Genomic DNA, 17181 nt, shown 5'->3' with positions numbered 1-17181 from the left:
CCTAGCTAATTCTTGACTAAGAAAAGGTGTTTTATTCAACCTAGTTTAATATATCTTTAATTTTTGAAACTAAGATATCTATTGCTACCTTATTGTGTCCACCTTCTGGAACAATTATATCAGCATATCTCTTAGTTGGTTCAGTAAATTGCATATGCATTGGTCTCACTACTGAAAGATATTGTTCAACAACTGAATCTACAGTTCTTCCTCTTTCATTTATATCTCTTACAAGTCTTCTTAAAATTCTTATATCAGCATCTGTATCAACATAAACTTTAATATCTAATAAATCTCTAATTCTTTCATCTTCAAGTACTAATATACCTTCAACTATTATTATGTCTCTTGGTTTTACTAAATTAGTGTCTTTTGCTCTATTATGTAATGTAAAATCATAGATTGGTTTTTCAATTTCTTTACCTGCTATTAAATCCTTTAAATGTTCTACTAATAAGTCATTATCAAAAGCTCTTGGATGATCATAATTAGTCTTTGTTCTTTCTTCCATGCTTAAATGACTTTGATCTTTATAATAAGCATCTTGTTGTATCATTGCGATACATTCTTCATTAAAGCTATTAAATATTTCATCAGCTATTGTACTTTTTCCTGATCCTGTTCCACCAGTAATTCCAATAAGTATAGGTTTTTTCATTAAATTACCTCCTAGTTGTTAACAATCTCTAAAGATTCTTTTTGTTTAATTAGCATATCATTTACTTTTAATGGAGTATCAACTTTCATTTTAAAAATCATATGTGCTCTATTTGCAACATCTGTTTCAGTATTTTTTTCAACATCATACATTGATCCCATTTCTATTGAAAAATTAGATGTATAAGGTCTTAAAATATCAACTTTATCTCCCTTAAACACTCTATTTTTTTGTATTATTGTAGCAATTTTAGTTTCTTCATCATATTCTTTTACCATTCCAACTATATCATAATCTCTTATATATGATGAATCATCATAATTTTGTTCTCCAGTTTTTCCAAAGTAGAATCCTGTATGATAAGGTCTATGACTAACCTTTAATAATATATCCATCCACTCTTGCTTAAATTCATAGTTTTCTGGATCTTCAAAGTAGCTATCTACAGCTTCTCTATAAGCTTTAACAACTGATGCTACATAGAATTCACTCTTCATTCTACCTTCAATCTTAAATGAATATATTCCACTTTGAACTAATTCAGGTATATGTTTTATCATACATAAATCTTTTGAATTCATTATGTAAGTTCCTTTATCATCTTCTACAACTGGGAAATAAACACCTGGTCTTGTTTCTTCTACAAGATGATATTTATATCTACAAACATTAGCGCATGTTCCTTTATTAGAATCTCTTCCTAATAAATAATTTGATATTAAACATCTTCCTGAATATGCTATACACATTGAACCATGTACAAAAGCTTCTAAATCACAACCTTCTGGTAAGTTATCTCTAAATCCGTATATTTCATTGAAAGACATTTCTCTAGCAAGAACTATTCTTTTAACTCCTAAGTCATACCAAAATTTAGCTGCTCTCCAGTTAACTGTATTAGCTTGTGTACTTAAATGTATTTCAAAATCAGGAGCTACTTCTCTAGCAATTGCAATTATTCCAGGATCTGAAACTATAATAGCATCTACACCTAAGCTTTCAAGTCCTTTTATGTAATCTTCAACACCTGTTAAATCAAAGTTACGAGGGAAAACATTCATAGTTACATAAAGTTTTCTTCCTCTATCATGACAGTATTTAACACCTTCTGCAATTTCTTCATTTGTGAAGTTACCTGCAAAAGCTCTTAAATTCAATCTATTTCCACCTATATAAACAGCATCAGCTCCAAAATCTACTGCGATTTTTAATTTTTCAAGATTTCCAGCTGGTGCTAAAATTTCTGGCTTTCTCATTTAAAAATTACCTCCTCTTTGTTATAGCAATTCCATCGCTCATTGGAATTACAGATGTAATTAAATTTTCATCTTCAGAAACCATCTCTAAATATGTTCTCATTCTTTTAACTATAGTTATTTTTCTTCTTTTAACTAAGTCTTGAGATGCAACCATTCCTCTAAATAAAACATTATCGGCTATAATTATACCATCTTTTTTTAAAAGTCTTAAGCAATGAGGTAAGAAATGATTGTAATGGCCTTTTCCTGCATCCATAAATATTAAATCAAATTCTTCATCTAATTCTTCTAATATTTGAAGACAATCCCCTTCTTTTATAGTGATTTTATCTTCCAAATTATATTTTTTTATATTTTGCTTTGCAAGATCAATCATTTCTTTACTTCTCTCTATAGTAATAATATCAGGATTTGTTTTTGCAGCTTCATACATAAGTATAGCTGAATACCCTATGGCTGTTCCAAGCTCTAGTATCTTTAGAGGTTTTTTCATACTAACCATAAACTCTAAAAATTTACCTGCTTCTTTTTGTACTATAGGAACTCCATTTTCTTTTGCGAATTGTTCAAGTTCTTTAAATTTACCAGTGCTTTCACCAATTAATCCCCTTAAATAATCCTCCATATAATCATAAGTAATTCCGCTCATAATTGCCTCCAATAAAATTAATATCCAAATTCAGATTTCTTTTTTTCAAAATCTAAATAGCTATTTGTAAAATAATGTTCTCCTTTTTTAGGATCCAACAAATAATATAAATACTCAGTTTTAGCTGGTTTTAGAGCCGCAATTAAAGATGCTTTTCCTGGACTTGCAATTGGTCCAACTGGCAAGCTTTTAACCTTATAAGTATTGTATGGTGAATTTATCTCTAAATGTTTATAAAGAACCTTATCAACATGCTTACCTAAAGCATATATAACTGTTGCATCTATTTGTAATGGCATACCTTTTTGTAATCTATTATCAATTACTGATGAAATTAAAGGTCTATCCTTTTCTGTTCTAGCTTCTTTCTCAATTAAAGATGCCTTTGTAACAATTGAATATATCTTATCATCTGGTACAGTTACTCCTGTTTCTTTTTCAACTTCCTTAAAAACTTTTAAAAATTCATCATTCATAGTTTTTATAACTTCATTTGGAGTAACTCCTATTTTAAACGAATATGTATCTGGATATAAAAAACCTTCTAATGGATATCTAATATCCTTATTATTTTTTATGTAACTTGGAAGTTTATAATTCTTAACAGCTTCTAAAAATGCTTTTTTAGTAAATAATCCTTTTTCCTCAAATAGATCTCCCATTTGGTCAATTGTATAACCTTCTGGTATAACAACATTTACAACTTTTTCAGTTTCTAGTTCTTTTATAAAATCTTTTAAAGATATATCACTATTTATTGTATATGTGCCTTCAACTAACTTAGGATTAACCTTATTAATTTTTAAGTAAAGTTTAATAAAAGCCTCATTTTTTATTAATCCTTTTTCTTTTAAATCATTTAATAAAGTATAAAATCCTTCCCCTTTATCTATTTTAATAACTATTTTATCATTGCTAGATTTTAAGGGATTGTTTACAGTATTAGCGTACATAAAAACTATAGAACCTAAAATTATTGCAATTAACACGCAAATAATTATTAATTTACCCTTAGATTTCTTCATAAAATCCCCCTATATATAAAAGTAAATAGCCAGTATTTCGGCTATTCACTTTATTATAATACTTTTTTTTCATTTTATAAAGATACAATTTTAGACTATTACTTTTTGCTTCTTGATAATCTTCTTCTTCTTTCAGCACTATCTAAAACAGTTTTTCTCATTCTTACGTTTTCTGGAGTTACTTCTACTAATTCATCACTATTTATGAATTCTAAAGCTTTTTCTAAGCTCATTTGAATTGGTGGAACTAATTTAATTGCTTCGTCAGCTCCTGATGATCTTGTATTTGTAAGTTTTTTACCCTTACATACATTTATATCAATATCATCTGCTCTACCACAAACTCCAACTATCATACCTTGATATACTGGTGTTCCTGGTTCTATAAATAATGATCCTCTTTCTTGAGCATTGAATAATCCATATGCAATAGCATCTCCTTGTTCGAATGATACAATTGATCCTCTGCTTCTTCCTGGAATTTCTCCTTTATATGGCTCATATCCATGGAATACATGGTTCATTATACCGTTACCTTTTGTATCAGTCATGAATTCATTTCTAAATCCAATAAGTCCTCTTGCTGGAATTACAAATTCTAATCTTGTATATCCATTTACAGCAGAAGTCATATTAACCATTTCACCTTTTCTTGGTCCAAGTTTTTCCATTACAGGTCCCATGAATTCTTCAGGTACATCTATAGTTAAATATTCCATTGGCTCTAATTTTTTGCCGTCTTCTTCTTTGAATATAACATTTGCTTTTGATACTTGTAATTCGTATCCTTCTCTTCTCATAGTTTCTATAAGAACTGATAAATGAAGTTCTCCTCTTCCTGATACTTCGTAACAATCTGGAGTTATTTCTCTAACTCTTAAACTTACATTTGTTTCAAGTTCTTTCATTAATCTATCTCTTAAATGTCTTGAAGTTATAAAATCTCCTTCTTGACCTGCAAATGGTGAATCATTTACCATAAAGTTCATGCTAAGTGTTGGTTCATCAATTTCAACAAATGGTAATGCTTCTGGGTTTTGAGCATCAGCTATTGTTTCACCTATATTTGCATCTGAAACACCACTTAAAGCTATAATATCTCCCATTGAAGCTTCGTTAACTTCTTCTCTCTTTAATCCATTATATCCAAATAATGAAGTAACTTTATAATTTGAAGTACTTCCATCTTTTCTAACTAATGCAACTTGTTGATTTTTCTTAACAGTTCCTCTATGTATTTTACCGATTGCAATTCTTCCAACAAATGCATTTGAATCTAATGTAGTAACAAGCATTTGTAATGGTCCATCTACATATCCTTCTGGACATGGAACATGCTTTAATATTGTTTCAAATAAAGGAGTCATGTTTTCATTTGTATCTTCAACATTATATCTTGCAAAACCATTTCTTGCTGAAGCATACACTATTGGGAAATCTAATTGCTCATCATCTGCTCCTAGCTCTAAGAATAATTCGAAAACTTCATCAATAACTTCTTCTGGTCTAGCATCTGGTTTATCAATCTTATTTATAACTACTGCTGGTTTTAATCCTAACTCTAATGCTTTTTTAAGAACGAACTTAGTTTGTGGCATTGGACCTTCATATGAATCAACAACTAATAAAACTGAATCAACCATTTTAAGTACACGTTCAACTTCTCCACCAAAATCTGCGTGTCCTGGAGTATCAACTATGTTTATTTTTACACCATTGTATCTTACAGCTGTATTTTTTGAAAGAATTGTAATTCCTCTTTCCTTTTCTAAATCATTTGAATCCATAGCTCTTTCTTCTACTTTTTCATTTTCTCTAAAAGTATGGCTATCTTTTAATAATGCGTCAACTAATGTAGTCTTACCATGGTCAACGTGGGCTATAATAGCAATATTTCTAATATCTTCTCTTTTAATTAATTCCATTCTCTTCCTCCAAAATTAGCTTTACTTATATATTTTTTCTATATATTTTTCTATGTAAACCTATAATATTTTTTTTCAAAAAGAAAATTGGATACTCGTGTACCCAATTCTCGCACTATTTTATATTCTAATATTTACTTTTTAAAAAGTCAACATAAATGATTGTTAATTAAGGTATTAGCTTTCTATATTTCCATTATTATTGGAAGTATCATAGGCTTTCTCTTAGTTTTTTCATATAAGAAATTTCTAAGTTCATCTCTGATTCTGCTCTTTATAGTAGCCCAATCAGTAATTTTTGATTTTTCACATTCATTTAATACTTCTTTTACAATTTCTCTAGCATCATCCATAAGGCCTTCAGATTCTCTAACATATACGAATCCTCTAGAAATTATGTCTGGTCCTGCAATAACTGATGCACTCTCCCTATCTAAAGTAACAACAACAGTTAATATACCATCTTGTGATAAATGCTTTCTATCCCTTAAAACTATGTGACCTACATCACCAACACCTAATCCATCTACAAGGATTTGCCCTGATGATACAGTACCATTTTTCTTAATTGAATTACGAGTGATTTCAATTAAATCTCCTGTTTCAGGTAAAACATAATTTCTATGATTTAATCCTACACTTACAGCAAGTTCAGCATGTTGTTTTAAGTGTCTAAATTCTCCATGAACTGGAACAAAAAATCTCGGTCTTACTATAGTTTGCATAAGTTTTAATTCTTCTTGACAAGCATGACCTGAAACATGGACATTCTCATCTGAACCATATATAACTTCTGCACCTTTTTTGAATAATCTATTTATTACCTTTGATACTAACTTTTCATTACCTGGAATAGGAGTTGCTGATATTATTACAGTATCCCCTTCAACTATAGTTATCTTTCTATGTTCAGCAGCAGCCATTCTAGCAAGAGCTGACATTGGTTCTCCTTGACTTCCTGTTGTTATAATAACCATTTCTTCGTTTTTGTATTTTGCACTACCATCAATAGTTACTAAAGTATCTTTTTGTATTTTTAAGTATCCAAGTTCAATTGCCACTTGTACTATATTTTCCATACTTCTTCCTGATACAGCAACTTTCTTTCCATACATTTCCGCAGCAGTTATTATTTGTTGAATTCTATGAACATTTGAAGCAAATGTAGCAACTATAATTCTACCTTTTGCTTTTCCAAATAACCTTTTTAAATTTTCACCAACAACACTTTCAGACTTAGTATATCCTGGACGTTCTACATTTGTAGAATCAGCCATCATTACAAGTACTCCTTTTCTTCCTAATTCAGCAAGTCTTGCAAAATCTGTTCTTCCACCATCTATAGGAGTATGATCTATTTTAAAATCTCCTGTGTGTAAAACAACACCAAGTGGCGTGTGAATAGCAATAGCTACTGAATCTGCTATTGAGTGGTTTGTTTTGATGAATTCAACAGTTACATTTTGTAACTTTATTTTATCTTTTGGCTTTACTCTAACAAGTTGTGTAGTATCTAAAATTCCGTGTTCTCTTAATTTAGTTTCTACAATACCTAAAGTAAGCTTAGTTCCATATACAGGTACATCTAATTGCTTTAATACATATGGCAGTGCACCTATATGGTCTTCATGTCCGTGAGTTAAAAATATTCCTCTAACTTTTTCCTTATTTTTTAATAAATAAGATATATCTGGTATTACGATATCTATTCCGTACATATCAGCTTCTGGAAATTTTAATCCACAATCTATTACTACTATATCATCTTTGTATTCAATGACTGTAAGATTTTTTCCAATTTCATCTATTCCGCCAAGAGGAATTATTTTAACCTTAGCTTTTTCATTCTTCATATTTCCCCTCCTTATTTAAGAATATATATAAACAAAAGAATTCTTCTCTTAATATTTAAAGAGACATCCTTTAATTTTTCTCTCCCTTATTACACTCATCACATATACCATAAAATTTTACGCTGTGATCTTGTATTTTAAATTTATATTTTGTTTCTATTCTATGTTCTAATTCTTCTAATAAATCTTCTTCAACTTCAAAAACTTTGTTACATTGGTTGCAAATTAAATGGTGATGTCTATGTTCTTCATCTTGGTGAATAATTTCATATCTACTACATCCGTCGCTTAAATCTAACCTTGATAACAATTTAACTTCCTCAAGTAACGCAACAGTTCTATATACAGTTGCTAAGCCTATTTCCGGACAATCTTTTTTTACTTCATCATATATTTCTTCAGCAGTAAGATGTCTTCCTTCGTTTTTTATAATAGTATCTACTATTGCTCTTCTTTGAGGAGTTAATTTATATCCTTTTTCTTTTAAGTTTTCCTTAAGTTCTTGCATATCCACGGAAACTGTGCTTCCCATTTACAACACCTCTTTTCATGTCTATTATTCTTCTTGCATTAATAAGTTATAAGCTTCTTCCACCATTGCAAATTCTGCTTCATCCTCTATATTTATAAGAGTATCTTCTCCTTCTTCGTCAGAAACAACTTTAAGTACTACTGCTTCTTCTCCCTCTTCATCAGCTGGAGTTAAAACAACATATTCGCTATTTAAATCATCTATCTTAAAAAAGCTAACTACTTTAAATTTTAATTCATTTCCTTCTTCATCTAATAAATCAATGTATTCTATATCTTTTTCCATTTTCCGCATCTCCTTTTTTTATATTTTAATTATATTTGTTTTATTTTGTCAATAATTATTTTCATTTAATAATCATTTATTTTCTTGATATTCTATCTAAATATCCTTGTAATATATACGTTGCAGCAACTTTATCAACTATTTTCTTTCTTTTTCCCCTTGATAAATCTGCCTCAAGCATAGCTCTATGAGCAGCTACTGTTGTAAGTCTTTCATCCCAAAATACTATTTCTAAATCAATTGCTTCTTTAAGTAAATTACTAAACTCTTGTATTTTTTCTCCTGCAAAGCCAATGGAACCATCCATATTTTTTGGAAGTCCTACAACTATAGTTTCTACAGAATACTCATTACATATTCTCACAACTTCTTTTACATCATCAGTTTTTTTTGTTCTTCTTATAGTTGTTATACCTTGGGCTGTAAAACCAAGTGGATCTGAAATTGCAACTCCTATAGTTTTCTGTCCAACATCTAATCCTAATATTCTCATATTATCTCCTCTAAAACAAAAGATGCCCTTCAACAGGGCACCTTGTTTATTTTATCTCTAAATAAGATTTTATAACTTCTTCAAGAATTTCATCTCTTTCAAGTTTTCTTACTAAAGCTCTTGCTCCGTTGTAATTTGTAATGTAAGTAGGGTCTCCTGATATTAAATAACCCACAAGTTGATTAATTGGATTATACCCTTTTTCTTGAAGTGAATTATAAACCTCTGTTAAAATGGCCTTTGTTAGCACTTCTTTATTCTTTGATACATCAAATTGCATTGTATGTTCTAAATTATTGCTCATACTCCTCGCTGCTTTTAGCAGCTCACCCCCTTACCTAATTGTTAAAGGAAATCTATATATTCAATAGTATTATCCATGCATTTCATTTTATATTCAACTTCTATAAGTTAATTATAACCTATCTAAATTTAAAAGTACACTATTTTAATAAACTTTCCACTACAGAATATGTTTTTTGTACAGCCTCATTTATCTTTTCAGGGCTTTTTCCTCCAGCTTGAGCCATGTCCGGTCTTCCACCACCGCCGCCTCCAACTACTGAAGCTACTTCTTTTATTATTTTTCCACAATGTACTCCTTCTGATACAGCATCTTTAGTTGCCATAGCTACTAAATTTACTTTTCCATTTACATTGCTAACTAAAACTACTACTGATTTTTGTGCTTTATTTCTTATCTTATCACCTAAGTCTCTTAAAGCATTTCCATCTACATCTTCTAATGCGTATGATATAACAGTAATACCTTTTATGTCTTTAGCTGCTTTTAATATATCATCTTCTGCTCCACTTGTAAGTTTTGATTTTAGTTCTAATATTTCTTTTTCTTTTTCTTTAATATCTAAAGCTTGTGCTGATATTTTATTTATTATATCTTTTTCATTACACTTTAATGCTGCACAAGCATCTTTAAGTACACTTTGCTTTTCTTCCATGTATTTAATAGCACTAAATCCAGTTACTGCTTCTATTCTTCTTATTCCAGCTGCTACTCCTGATTCATTAACTATTTTAAATAACCCAATTTGTCCTGAATTTTTAACATGTGTTCCACCACATAATTCTTTTGAATAATCTGATACTTCTACAACTCTAACTTCTGAACCATATTTATCATCAAATAAGGCTGTAACTCCTCTTTCTTTTGCTTCATCTAATGACATAAGATTAGTTTCTACAGTAAATACATCCATTATTTTAGCATTTACTAAATCTTCAACCTTTTGAAGTTCTTCTGAAGTTAATCCTTGGAAATGAGTAAAGTCAAATCTTAATCTTTCATCATCAACATAAGAGCCTGCTTGATTTACATGTTCTCCAACAACTATTTTTAAAGCTGAATGTAGCATATGAGTTGCTGTATGATTTTTACGTATATTATTTCTTCTATTAACATCTATTTTTAATTCAACTTCATCATTTAATTTTACTATACCAGTATTAACTTTTACATAATGAATAATTTTTCCAGCAACATTATTTTTTGTATCATAAACATAAGCTTCAAAGCTATGTCCTTTTATTATACCTTTGTCACCAACTTGACCTCCCATTTCTGAATAGAATGGAGTTTTATCAGTTACAATATATCCTTTTTGACCCTCTTTTAACTCTTCTAAAACTTCTTCATCATTTGCTAAGAAAAGAATTTTACCAATAGCTTCATCATTATCATATCCAACAAATTCACATTCTATATTGTTATCAATTGAATTGATTGGTGATTCTTCACTACCCATATAAGTGAATTCCCCTCTTGCACTTCTTGCTCTTTGTCTTTGATCTTGCATTTCTTTATCAAATGCTTCTCTATCTATTGTCATATTTTTTTCTTCTAATATTTCTTCTGTTAACTCATATGGGAATCCATAAGTGTCATAAAGCTTAAATGCATTTTCTCCACTTAATACAGTTTCATTTTTATTTTCTAATTCTTCAATATATCCTAAAAGTATTCCCATTCCTGAATCTATTGTTTCATTAAATCTTTCTTCTTCTAATGTAACAATTTTTTCAATATAGTCTTTTTTAGTTAAAAGTTCATCATATTCTGAAGCATAATTTTCAACTACTGATTCTACAACATCTTTTAAGAATAATCCTTTAATACCTAAAACTCTACCATGTCTTGCAGCTCTTCTTAAAAGTCTTCTTAAAACATATCCTCTTCCTTCGTTACTTGGTTGAACTCCATCTGAAATCATCATAGTAACTGATTTAATATGGTCTGTAATTATTCTAAGTGAAACATCTTTAACCTTGTCTTCACCATATTTTACTCCTGAAAGCTCTGAAACTTTACCTAATATATTTTTAACTGTATCAATTTCAAATATATTATCTACACCTTGCATTAAAGTTGCAAGTCTTTCAAGTCCCATACCTGTATCTATGTTAGGATTTTGAAGTCTTTCATAATTTCCTTTTCCATCTCCATCAAATTGAGTAAATACTAAGTTCCAAAACTCTATTACTCTATCTTCATCACTAGCTTTTACAAATTCTTCTGCAGTTTTTACAGGTTCTACCCCTTCTTCTGCTCTATCAAAATGAATTTCTGTACATGGACCACATGGACCTGCTCCATGTTCCCAGAAGTTATCTTCTTTTCCAAGTCTGAATATTCTATTAGGGTCTATATCTGTTTTTGTAGTCCAAATATTAAACGCTTCATCATCGTCTAAATATATAGTTACATATAATTTGTCCTTTGGCATTTTTAAAACTTCTGTTATAAACTCCCAAGCCCATGGAATTACTTCTTCTTTAAAATAATCTCCAAATGAAAAGTTTCCAAGCATTTCAAAGAAAGTACCATGTCTTGATGTTTTACCAACATTTTCTATGTCACCTGTTCTTATACACTTTTGACATGTTGTTATTCTTTTTCTTGGTGGCTCTTGCATTCCTGTAAAATAAGGCTTAAGTGGAGCCATTCCAGCATTAATTAATAATAAACTTTTATCATTTTTTGGAACTAAAGAAAAACTTTTTAATCTTAAATGATCTTTGCTTTCGAAAAATTTTAAATAAGCTTCTCTTAAGTCATTAGTTCCCATATACTTCATATATTATTCCCTCCAATTCAATATAAAAAAGCTCTCATCCCTATAAAATAGTAAGGGACGAAAGCTACAAATTCTTCCGCGGTACCACCCTAATTATGTAAAATAAATTTACATCTCTTTTAATGGCTATAGCTCATAGGTAGCTTCAAAATGATTTATTTAGAAGTTTACACCAACCACTTCCTCTCTGAAAAATAAAATTCAAATTTACTCATCCTAATCAATGCTAAATATTAAATTATAACTAATGAAATTATATTTTATATGCTTAAATATGTCAATATTTTTAGATTATTTATTAAACTTTATAACATTTTTATATTCTTATAAAAACTATTATTTAATTTGTACTAAAATAAATAATAATTTAAGTCATCATATATAACCTTTAATATAACTCCTATAGGAACTGCAAGTATCATTCCACAAACTCCGCCAATTTTTTCTCCTATTAGAAGTATTATTATTATTACAATTGGATGTATGTTTGTACTATCAGCAGTAATTTTAGGTGCTAATATATTACCTTCTATTTGTTGTATTAAAAGTATACCCAAACCAATCCAAAGACCTTTTGCTGGTGAATCTATTAAAGCTACAATCACAGCTGGTATTCCACCAAAAACTGCCCCAAAATAAGGAACTATATTAAAAACTGCATTTATTATAGCTAATAAAAATGCAAATTTTATATCTACTAATATAAATAATATTAAACACATTAGTCCAATTCCTAATGATAAAATAACTTGACTTATTATGTATCTTTCCAATAACATATTTACATCATTTATAATATTTTTAGTAATACGTCTTTTTTCTAATGGTACTAATAAATAACATTTATTAGCTATACTTTCCCCATCTGCTAAAAAATAATATGAAACTATAGGTATAAGAGCAATAGAAAATATATCACTAGTAAATTCAATAATCCAATTTATTATAGAACGAGATAGTTCCATAATATATCCCCATACTTTAGTTTCTAATTCACTGTATATAACTCCAGACAAAGAAGAATTTCCTATTTTCATTTTATCTCCAAAATTTTTTATATATCTAGAAAATTCATCTATCATATAAGAAGAATTAGAAAATTCATTTATTATGTTTGGAAGTAATATAGCCATCAATAAAGAAATTAAAAGTATTATACCAAGCATTACTATTAATGTTGATTTCTTTTTTGAAAGCATCCATTTACTCATAAGTAAATTTCGTAAAGGCCTTAGTACATATGCTAATATAGAAGCTATAATTATAATATTTATAACTTCTCTAAAAATTCCCCACTTAAAATATAATATTATAAATGCAACTACAATTATAGATATTAATATCTTTATTAAAAGTAATCTATTTTTAATTTGAAACTTCATTTTTCTCTTCTTTTCTTGGCATTGATTTTAAAGTAACATTTTTATTACCAACATACAAAACATAATCTTCACCAAGGATACATTCGTTTATTAATATAACTTCTTTACCTTTTAACAATCTTTCTATAAGCCCTGTACTAACAACTAATCCCTTTATAGTTAAACCTACTTCATCTATTATACAGTCTTCTACTACACCTTTAAGGTTACCATTTAAATCTATTATATCCATTCCCTTAACTTCTTGTAATCTAAGGCCAGTTCCTTCTTTTAATTCTTTAACTAATATCTCTTTATCAATTGATATTATATCATCAATAAACACGCAATTTTTCTTAGAAAAAAAAGCATGAGTTGATATTTTAAGCCCTATTATAATGCCTTTAAAAAAATCTATATATAAATCCTCTACTACTCCTAATTTTTTCCCTCTAATATCATAAACATTTTTAAGTAAAAACTCCTTGCTTCTAATCATGCTGCACCTCCTATATACTCACTTATAAAATAGCTTTCCCAAAAAAATTGCTTTTTAAACTAATATAAGGATAAATAATAGGATAAAAAAAAGCCTTTTAATAAGGCCTTAAGGATTTAATATTTTATGTTTTATAAATTTAGCATAATCTTTTGTTATTACAAGTATATCAATAGGTCCACCACATGTTGCAAGTCTCATATCAAATCTTTGATATTTTATAGTTAAATCTATTAAAAATTCTGCTAAATCTATTCCATCTTTTAATTGCATAAAATTAAAATTAAATTGCATTGGTGGATCTCCTAAAACAAGTTTTCGTAGAGCTTCTGGATCACCATTCCATGTAAACCCATTCCTTACATTTCCATTAGCATCAATGTTATTTCTAATAACTTCTCCATTTACTATTTTATATACATAAGGAACATCATCAATATATCCAGATACATGATATATTACCCCGTTACCATGAAGCTTTTTAGTGTATTCATTTAATTCATAAGCTATATCCTCTACAGTATTATCTTCTTTTATTTCTTTTATTTCAAATTCTCTAATAAAGTCCCCAACAAACTTTCCACCAATTATTGCATCACCACAACAAGCTATTCCTATAGTATTATTTTTAATTAAAAATAATTTTTGAGAATTATCACTTAAAGTATGTTTATATTTTGTTCCATCATTTAATGTAGTAGTTCCACTCATTCTACTATCTGCAGCCATAGCTATACCCTCTGGTACATATACAGTTGAAATTATTGACATATATAATCTCCTCTCAAATAATATTTTATTAATTCAAAAAGACTACGACAAATTTAATGCCGTAGCCTTTAATCTTATACTAATCCTTCAATTATACCGCCACCAACAACGATTTCTCCATCATAAAACACAACTGATTGACCTTTAGTTATTGCTCTTTGCTTTTCAGCAAATGAAACTTTAACTCTTCCATCAGATAAAGGTGATATTATTGCTTCTGCTGGTTTTGCAGCATATCTAACTTTTGCTTCAACTTTCATTTCACCCTTTAATTCATCAAAAGGAATAAAATTAACATCTTTTGCAATTAAGTCAGTTTTAAATATATTTTCTTCTGAACCTACAATAATTTCATTTGTTTCTGGCTTTATATCAATTACAAAAACAGGTTTTCCAAGTGCAAGTCCAAGTCCTTTTCTTTGACCTATAGTATAGTATACTATACCTTTATGTCTTCCTAGTATATTACCCTTAACATCTACAAAATTACCTGGTTTAACTTCACCTGGACGAGCTTCTTTTATAAATCTACCATGATCATCATCTGGTATAAAACATATTTCTTCACTATCTTTTTTATTATGAACAGCAAGACCTATTTCCTTTGCTATTTCTCTTATTTTATCTTTAGTATATTCTCCACATGGCATTAATGTATGAGCTAATTGATCTTGTGTAAAATTATAAAGAGCATATGTTTGATCTTTTCTATCATCATCTGATCTTATTAAAAGATATCTTCCATCTCTTTCTTCTATTTTTGCATAATGTCCAGTAGCTACATAATCAGCACCTATTCCTCTAGCTTTTCTTAAAAGTTCATCAAACTTTAAATGTTTATTACAAGCTATACATGGATTTGGAGTTTTACCATCTATATATTCTTGAACAAAATATTTGATTACTTTTTCTTTGAAAGAATCTCTAAAGTTTAAAACATAAAAAGGTATATCTAATTTTTCACAAACTCTTCTTGCATCATCAACAGCTGATAAAGAACAACATCCACCTTCTTTTTCTTCATATTCTTTATCTTCTTGCCAAATTTGCATAGTTATACCTATAACATCATATCCTTGTTTCTTTAAAAGGTAAGCAGCGACGGAGCTATCAACTCCGCCGCTCATACCTACTACAACCTTTTTCTTTTCCATATTACTATTCATCTCCGTGAACGTGGTCGTGTAAGTCATCTCCATGCTCTTCAAAATCCCAAGCTTCTAAACCTTCTTTTTTTCTATAATCATTTATAGCTTTGTGGATTGCTTCTTCTGCTAATACTGAGCAATGCATTTTAACTGGTGGAAGTCCATCTAAAGCTTCTGCAACAGCTTTATTTGTAAGTTCCCAAGCTTCTTCAACAGTTTTTCCTTTTATTAGGTCTGTTGCCATTGATGATGATGCTATTGCTGATCCACATCCGAATGTTTCAAATTTAGCATCTTTTATTATATTGTCTTCTATTTTTAGGTATACTCTCATGATGTCTCCGCATTTAGCGTTTCCAACTTCTCCTATACCATTTGCATCTTCTATAACTCCTACATTTCTTGGATTTCTAAAATGATCCATAACTTTTTCACTATATATCATAACTATCTTTCTCCTCTCTTAATAAAGTCAGTCCATAATGGTGACATTTTTCTTAATCTTTCAATTATTGGTGGTACAACTTCTAAAACATAATCAACATCTTCTTCTGTTGAACCATCACCTAAAGTTAATCTTAATGATCCATGTGCTTTTTCATGTGGTAAACCAATTGCAAGTAAAACATGCGATGGATCTAATGATCCTGATGTACAAGCACTACCACTTGATGCACATACCCCTTCAAAATCTAATGAAAGAAGTATTGATTCTCCTTCTATAAATTCAAATGATACATTAACATTTCCTGGTAATCTCTTATCGCCTCTTGGTCCATTTAATCTAGTATAAGGAATTTTTAATAATCCATCTATTAATTTATCTCTTAATACAGTTAAATTTTTAGAATGTTCTTCTAAATTTTGAGTAGCCATTTCAATAGCTTTTCCAAGACCAACTATTGCAGCAATATTTTCTGTTCCTGCTCTTCTGTTTCTTTCTTGACCACCACCATGAATTAGGTTGTGTATTCTAACACCTTTTCTTATATAAAGAACTCCAATTCCTTTCGGTCCATAAATTTTATGTCCAGCAATAGATAATAAATCAATATTCATATCTTTTACATCAATTGCAACATTACCAATAGCTTGAACAGCATCTGTATGGAATAAAACTTTTCTTTCTCTACATATTTTACCTATTTCTTTTATTGGTTCTATTGTTCCAATTTCATTATTTGCGAACATTATTGAAACTAATATAGTTTTATCAGTAATTGCATTTTTAAGTTCTTCTAAATCAATGAATCCTTCTTCATCAACATCTAGATAAGTAACTTCAAATCCTTGTTTTTCTAAATATTCGCATGTATGTAATACCGCATGGTGTTCTATTTTTGTTGTAATTATATGATTTCCTTTATTCTTGTAAGCTGATGCAATACCTTTAATTGCCCAGTTATCAGCTTCTGATCCACCACCTGTAAAATATATCTCATTAAGATCTGCATTTAAAGCATCAGCCACTTGACCTCTTGCCTTATCTACAGCCATTTTAGTTTCTCTTGATATTGCATAAAATGATGATGGGTTTCCGAATTTATTAGTAAAGTAAGGAAGCATTTCTTCTAATACTTCTGGTTTAACATATGTTGTTGCAGCATAATCCATATATACTGGTTTCATTT

Annotated in this window: 17 protein-coding genes and 1 other annotated feature; all 17 genes read right to left on the bottom strand. The window is 29.2% G+C overall.

The window, feature by feature from the left end:
• Positions 1 to 40: 40 nt before the first annotated feature.
• Entirely contained in the window at positions 41 to 658 is a 618-nt protein-coding gene (gene udk, locus AC4FQ1_RS00485; protein ID WP_303126942.1) for a uridine kinase, read from the bottom strand.
• An 11-nt stretch (positions 659 to 669) separates the two neighbouring features.
• Positions 670 to 1914, bottom strand: coding sequence for a peptidase U32 family protein (locus AC4FQ1_RS00480; RefSeq protein ID WP_303126940.1), 1245 nt, complete (start codon positions 1912 to 1914; stop codon positions 670 to 672).
• 7 nt (positions 1915 to 1921) lie between these two features.
• Entirely contained in the window at positions 1922 to 2566 is a 645-nt protein-coding gene (locus AC4FQ1_RS00475; RefSeq protein WP_303126939.1) for an O-methyltransferase, read from the bottom strand.
• Between the two features lie 17 nt (positions 2567 to 2583).
• A complete protein-coding gene (gene mltG / locus AC4FQ1_RS00470) occupies positions 2584 to 3591 on the bottom strand; it encodes an endolytic transglycosylase MltG (protein ID WP_491168626.1) in 1008 nt (335 codons plus the stop codon).
• A 98-nt stretch (positions 3592 to 3689) separates the two neighbouring features.
• On the bottom strand, positions 3690 to 5516 hold the full coding sequence (gene typA, locus AC4FQ1_RS00465) for a translational GTPase TypA (protein WP_303126937.1): 1827 nt from the start codon (positions 5514 to 5516) through the stop codon (positions 3690 to 3692).
• Between the two features lie 185 nt (positions 5517 to 5701).
• Positions 5702 to 7369: a ribonuclease J gene (locus tag AC4FQ1_RS00460; protein ID WP_303126936.1), complete on the bottom strand. Its 1668-nt coding sequence runs from the start codon at positions 7367 to 7369 to the stop codon at positions 5702 to 5704.
• A 70-nt stretch (positions 7370 to 7439) separates the two neighbouring features.
• Positions 7440 to 7901: a Fur family transcriptional regulator gene (locus AC4FQ1_RS00455; protein WP_303126935.1), complete on the bottom strand. Its 462-nt coding sequence runs from the start codon at positions 7899 to 7901 to the stop codon at positions 7440 to 7442.
• A 24-nt stretch (positions 7902 to 7925) separates the two neighbouring features.
• A complete protein-coding gene (locus AC4FQ1_RS00450; RefSeq protein ID WP_303126934.1) occupies positions 7926 to 8186 on the bottom strand; it encodes a DUF1292 domain-containing protein in 261 nt (86 codons plus the stop codon).
• Between the two features lie 76 nt (positions 8187 to 8262).
• A complete protein-coding gene (gene ruvX / locus AC4FQ1_RS00445) occupies positions 8263 to 8679 on the bottom strand; it encodes a Holliday junction resolvase RuvX (protein ID WP_303126933.1) in 417 nt (138 codons plus the stop codon).
• A 46-nt stretch (positions 8680 to 8725) separates the two neighbouring features.
• The gene (locus tag AC4FQ1_RS00440; protein ID WP_024614558.1) at positions 8726 to 8983 is read right to left on the bottom strand and encodes an IreB family regulatory phosphoprotein; all 258 of its coding nucleotides are present in this window, start codon (positions 8981 to 8983) and stop codon (positions 8726 to 8728) included.
• 139 nt (positions 8984 to 9122) lie between these two features.
• Positions 9123 to 11771: an alanine--tRNA ligase gene (alaS, locus tag AC4FQ1_RS00435; protein ID WP_491168625.1), complete on the bottom strand. Its 2649-nt coding sequence runs from the start codon at positions 11769 to 11771 to the stop codon at positions 9123 to 9125.
• Between the two features lie 50 nt (positions 11772 to 11821).
• Positions 11822 to 12004: a binding site (T-box leader), on the bottom strand.
• A gap of 117 nt (positions 12005 to 12121) precedes the next feature.
• Positions 12122 to 13153 (bottom strand): AI-2E family transporter, encoded by a 1032-nt coding sequence (locus AC4FQ1_RS00430; RefSeq protein WP_491168624.1) that lies wholly within the window; start codon positions 13151 to 13153, stop codon positions 12122 to 12124.
• The gene (locus tag AC4FQ1_RS00425; protein ID WP_491147257.1) at positions 13137 to 13631 is read right to left on the bottom strand and encodes a PRC-barrel domain-containing protein; all 495 of its coding nucleotides are present in this window, start codon (positions 13629 to 13631) and stop codon (positions 13137 to 13139) included. Before AC4FQ1_RS00425 ends, AC4FQ1_RS00430 begins: the two co-directional genes overlap by 17 nt.
• Before the next feature lie 108 nt (positions 13632 to 13739).
• Positions 13740 to 14402, bottom strand: coding sequence for a hypothetical protein (locus AC4FQ1_RS00420; protein ID WP_303126929.1), 663 nt, complete (start codon positions 14400 to 14402; stop codon positions 13740 to 13742).
• A 74-nt stretch (positions 14403 to 14476) separates the two neighbouring features.
• Positions 14477 to 15556, bottom strand: a complete 1080-nt coding sequence (gene mnmA / locus AC4FQ1_RS00415; protein WP_491168623.1) for a tRNA 2-thiouridine(34) synthase MnmA — start codon at positions 15554 to 15556, stop codon at positions 14477 to 14479.
• Between the two features lie 4 nt (positions 15557 to 15560).
• On the bottom strand, positions 15561 to 15995 hold the full coding sequence (gene nifU / locus AC4FQ1_RS00410; RefSeq protein ID WP_303126928.1) for a Fe-S cluster assembly scaffold protein NifU: 435 nt from the start codon (positions 15993 to 15995) through the stop codon (positions 15561 to 15563).
• Positions 15996 to 15997: 2 nt separating this feature from the next.
• Positions 15998 to 17179: a cysteine desulfurase NifS gene (nifS, locus tag AC4FQ1_RS00405; RefSeq protein WP_303126927.1), complete on the bottom strand. Its 1182-nt coding sequence runs from the start codon at positions 17177 to 17179 to the stop codon at positions 15998 to 16000.
• Positions 17180 to 17181: the final 2 nt, after the last annotated feature.

The organism is Clostridium sp. TJA020, assembly GCF_058310295.1.
The sequence above is the reverse complement of the archived record's forward strand: the minus strand, read 5'-3'. Positions and strand labels throughout refer to the sequence as shown.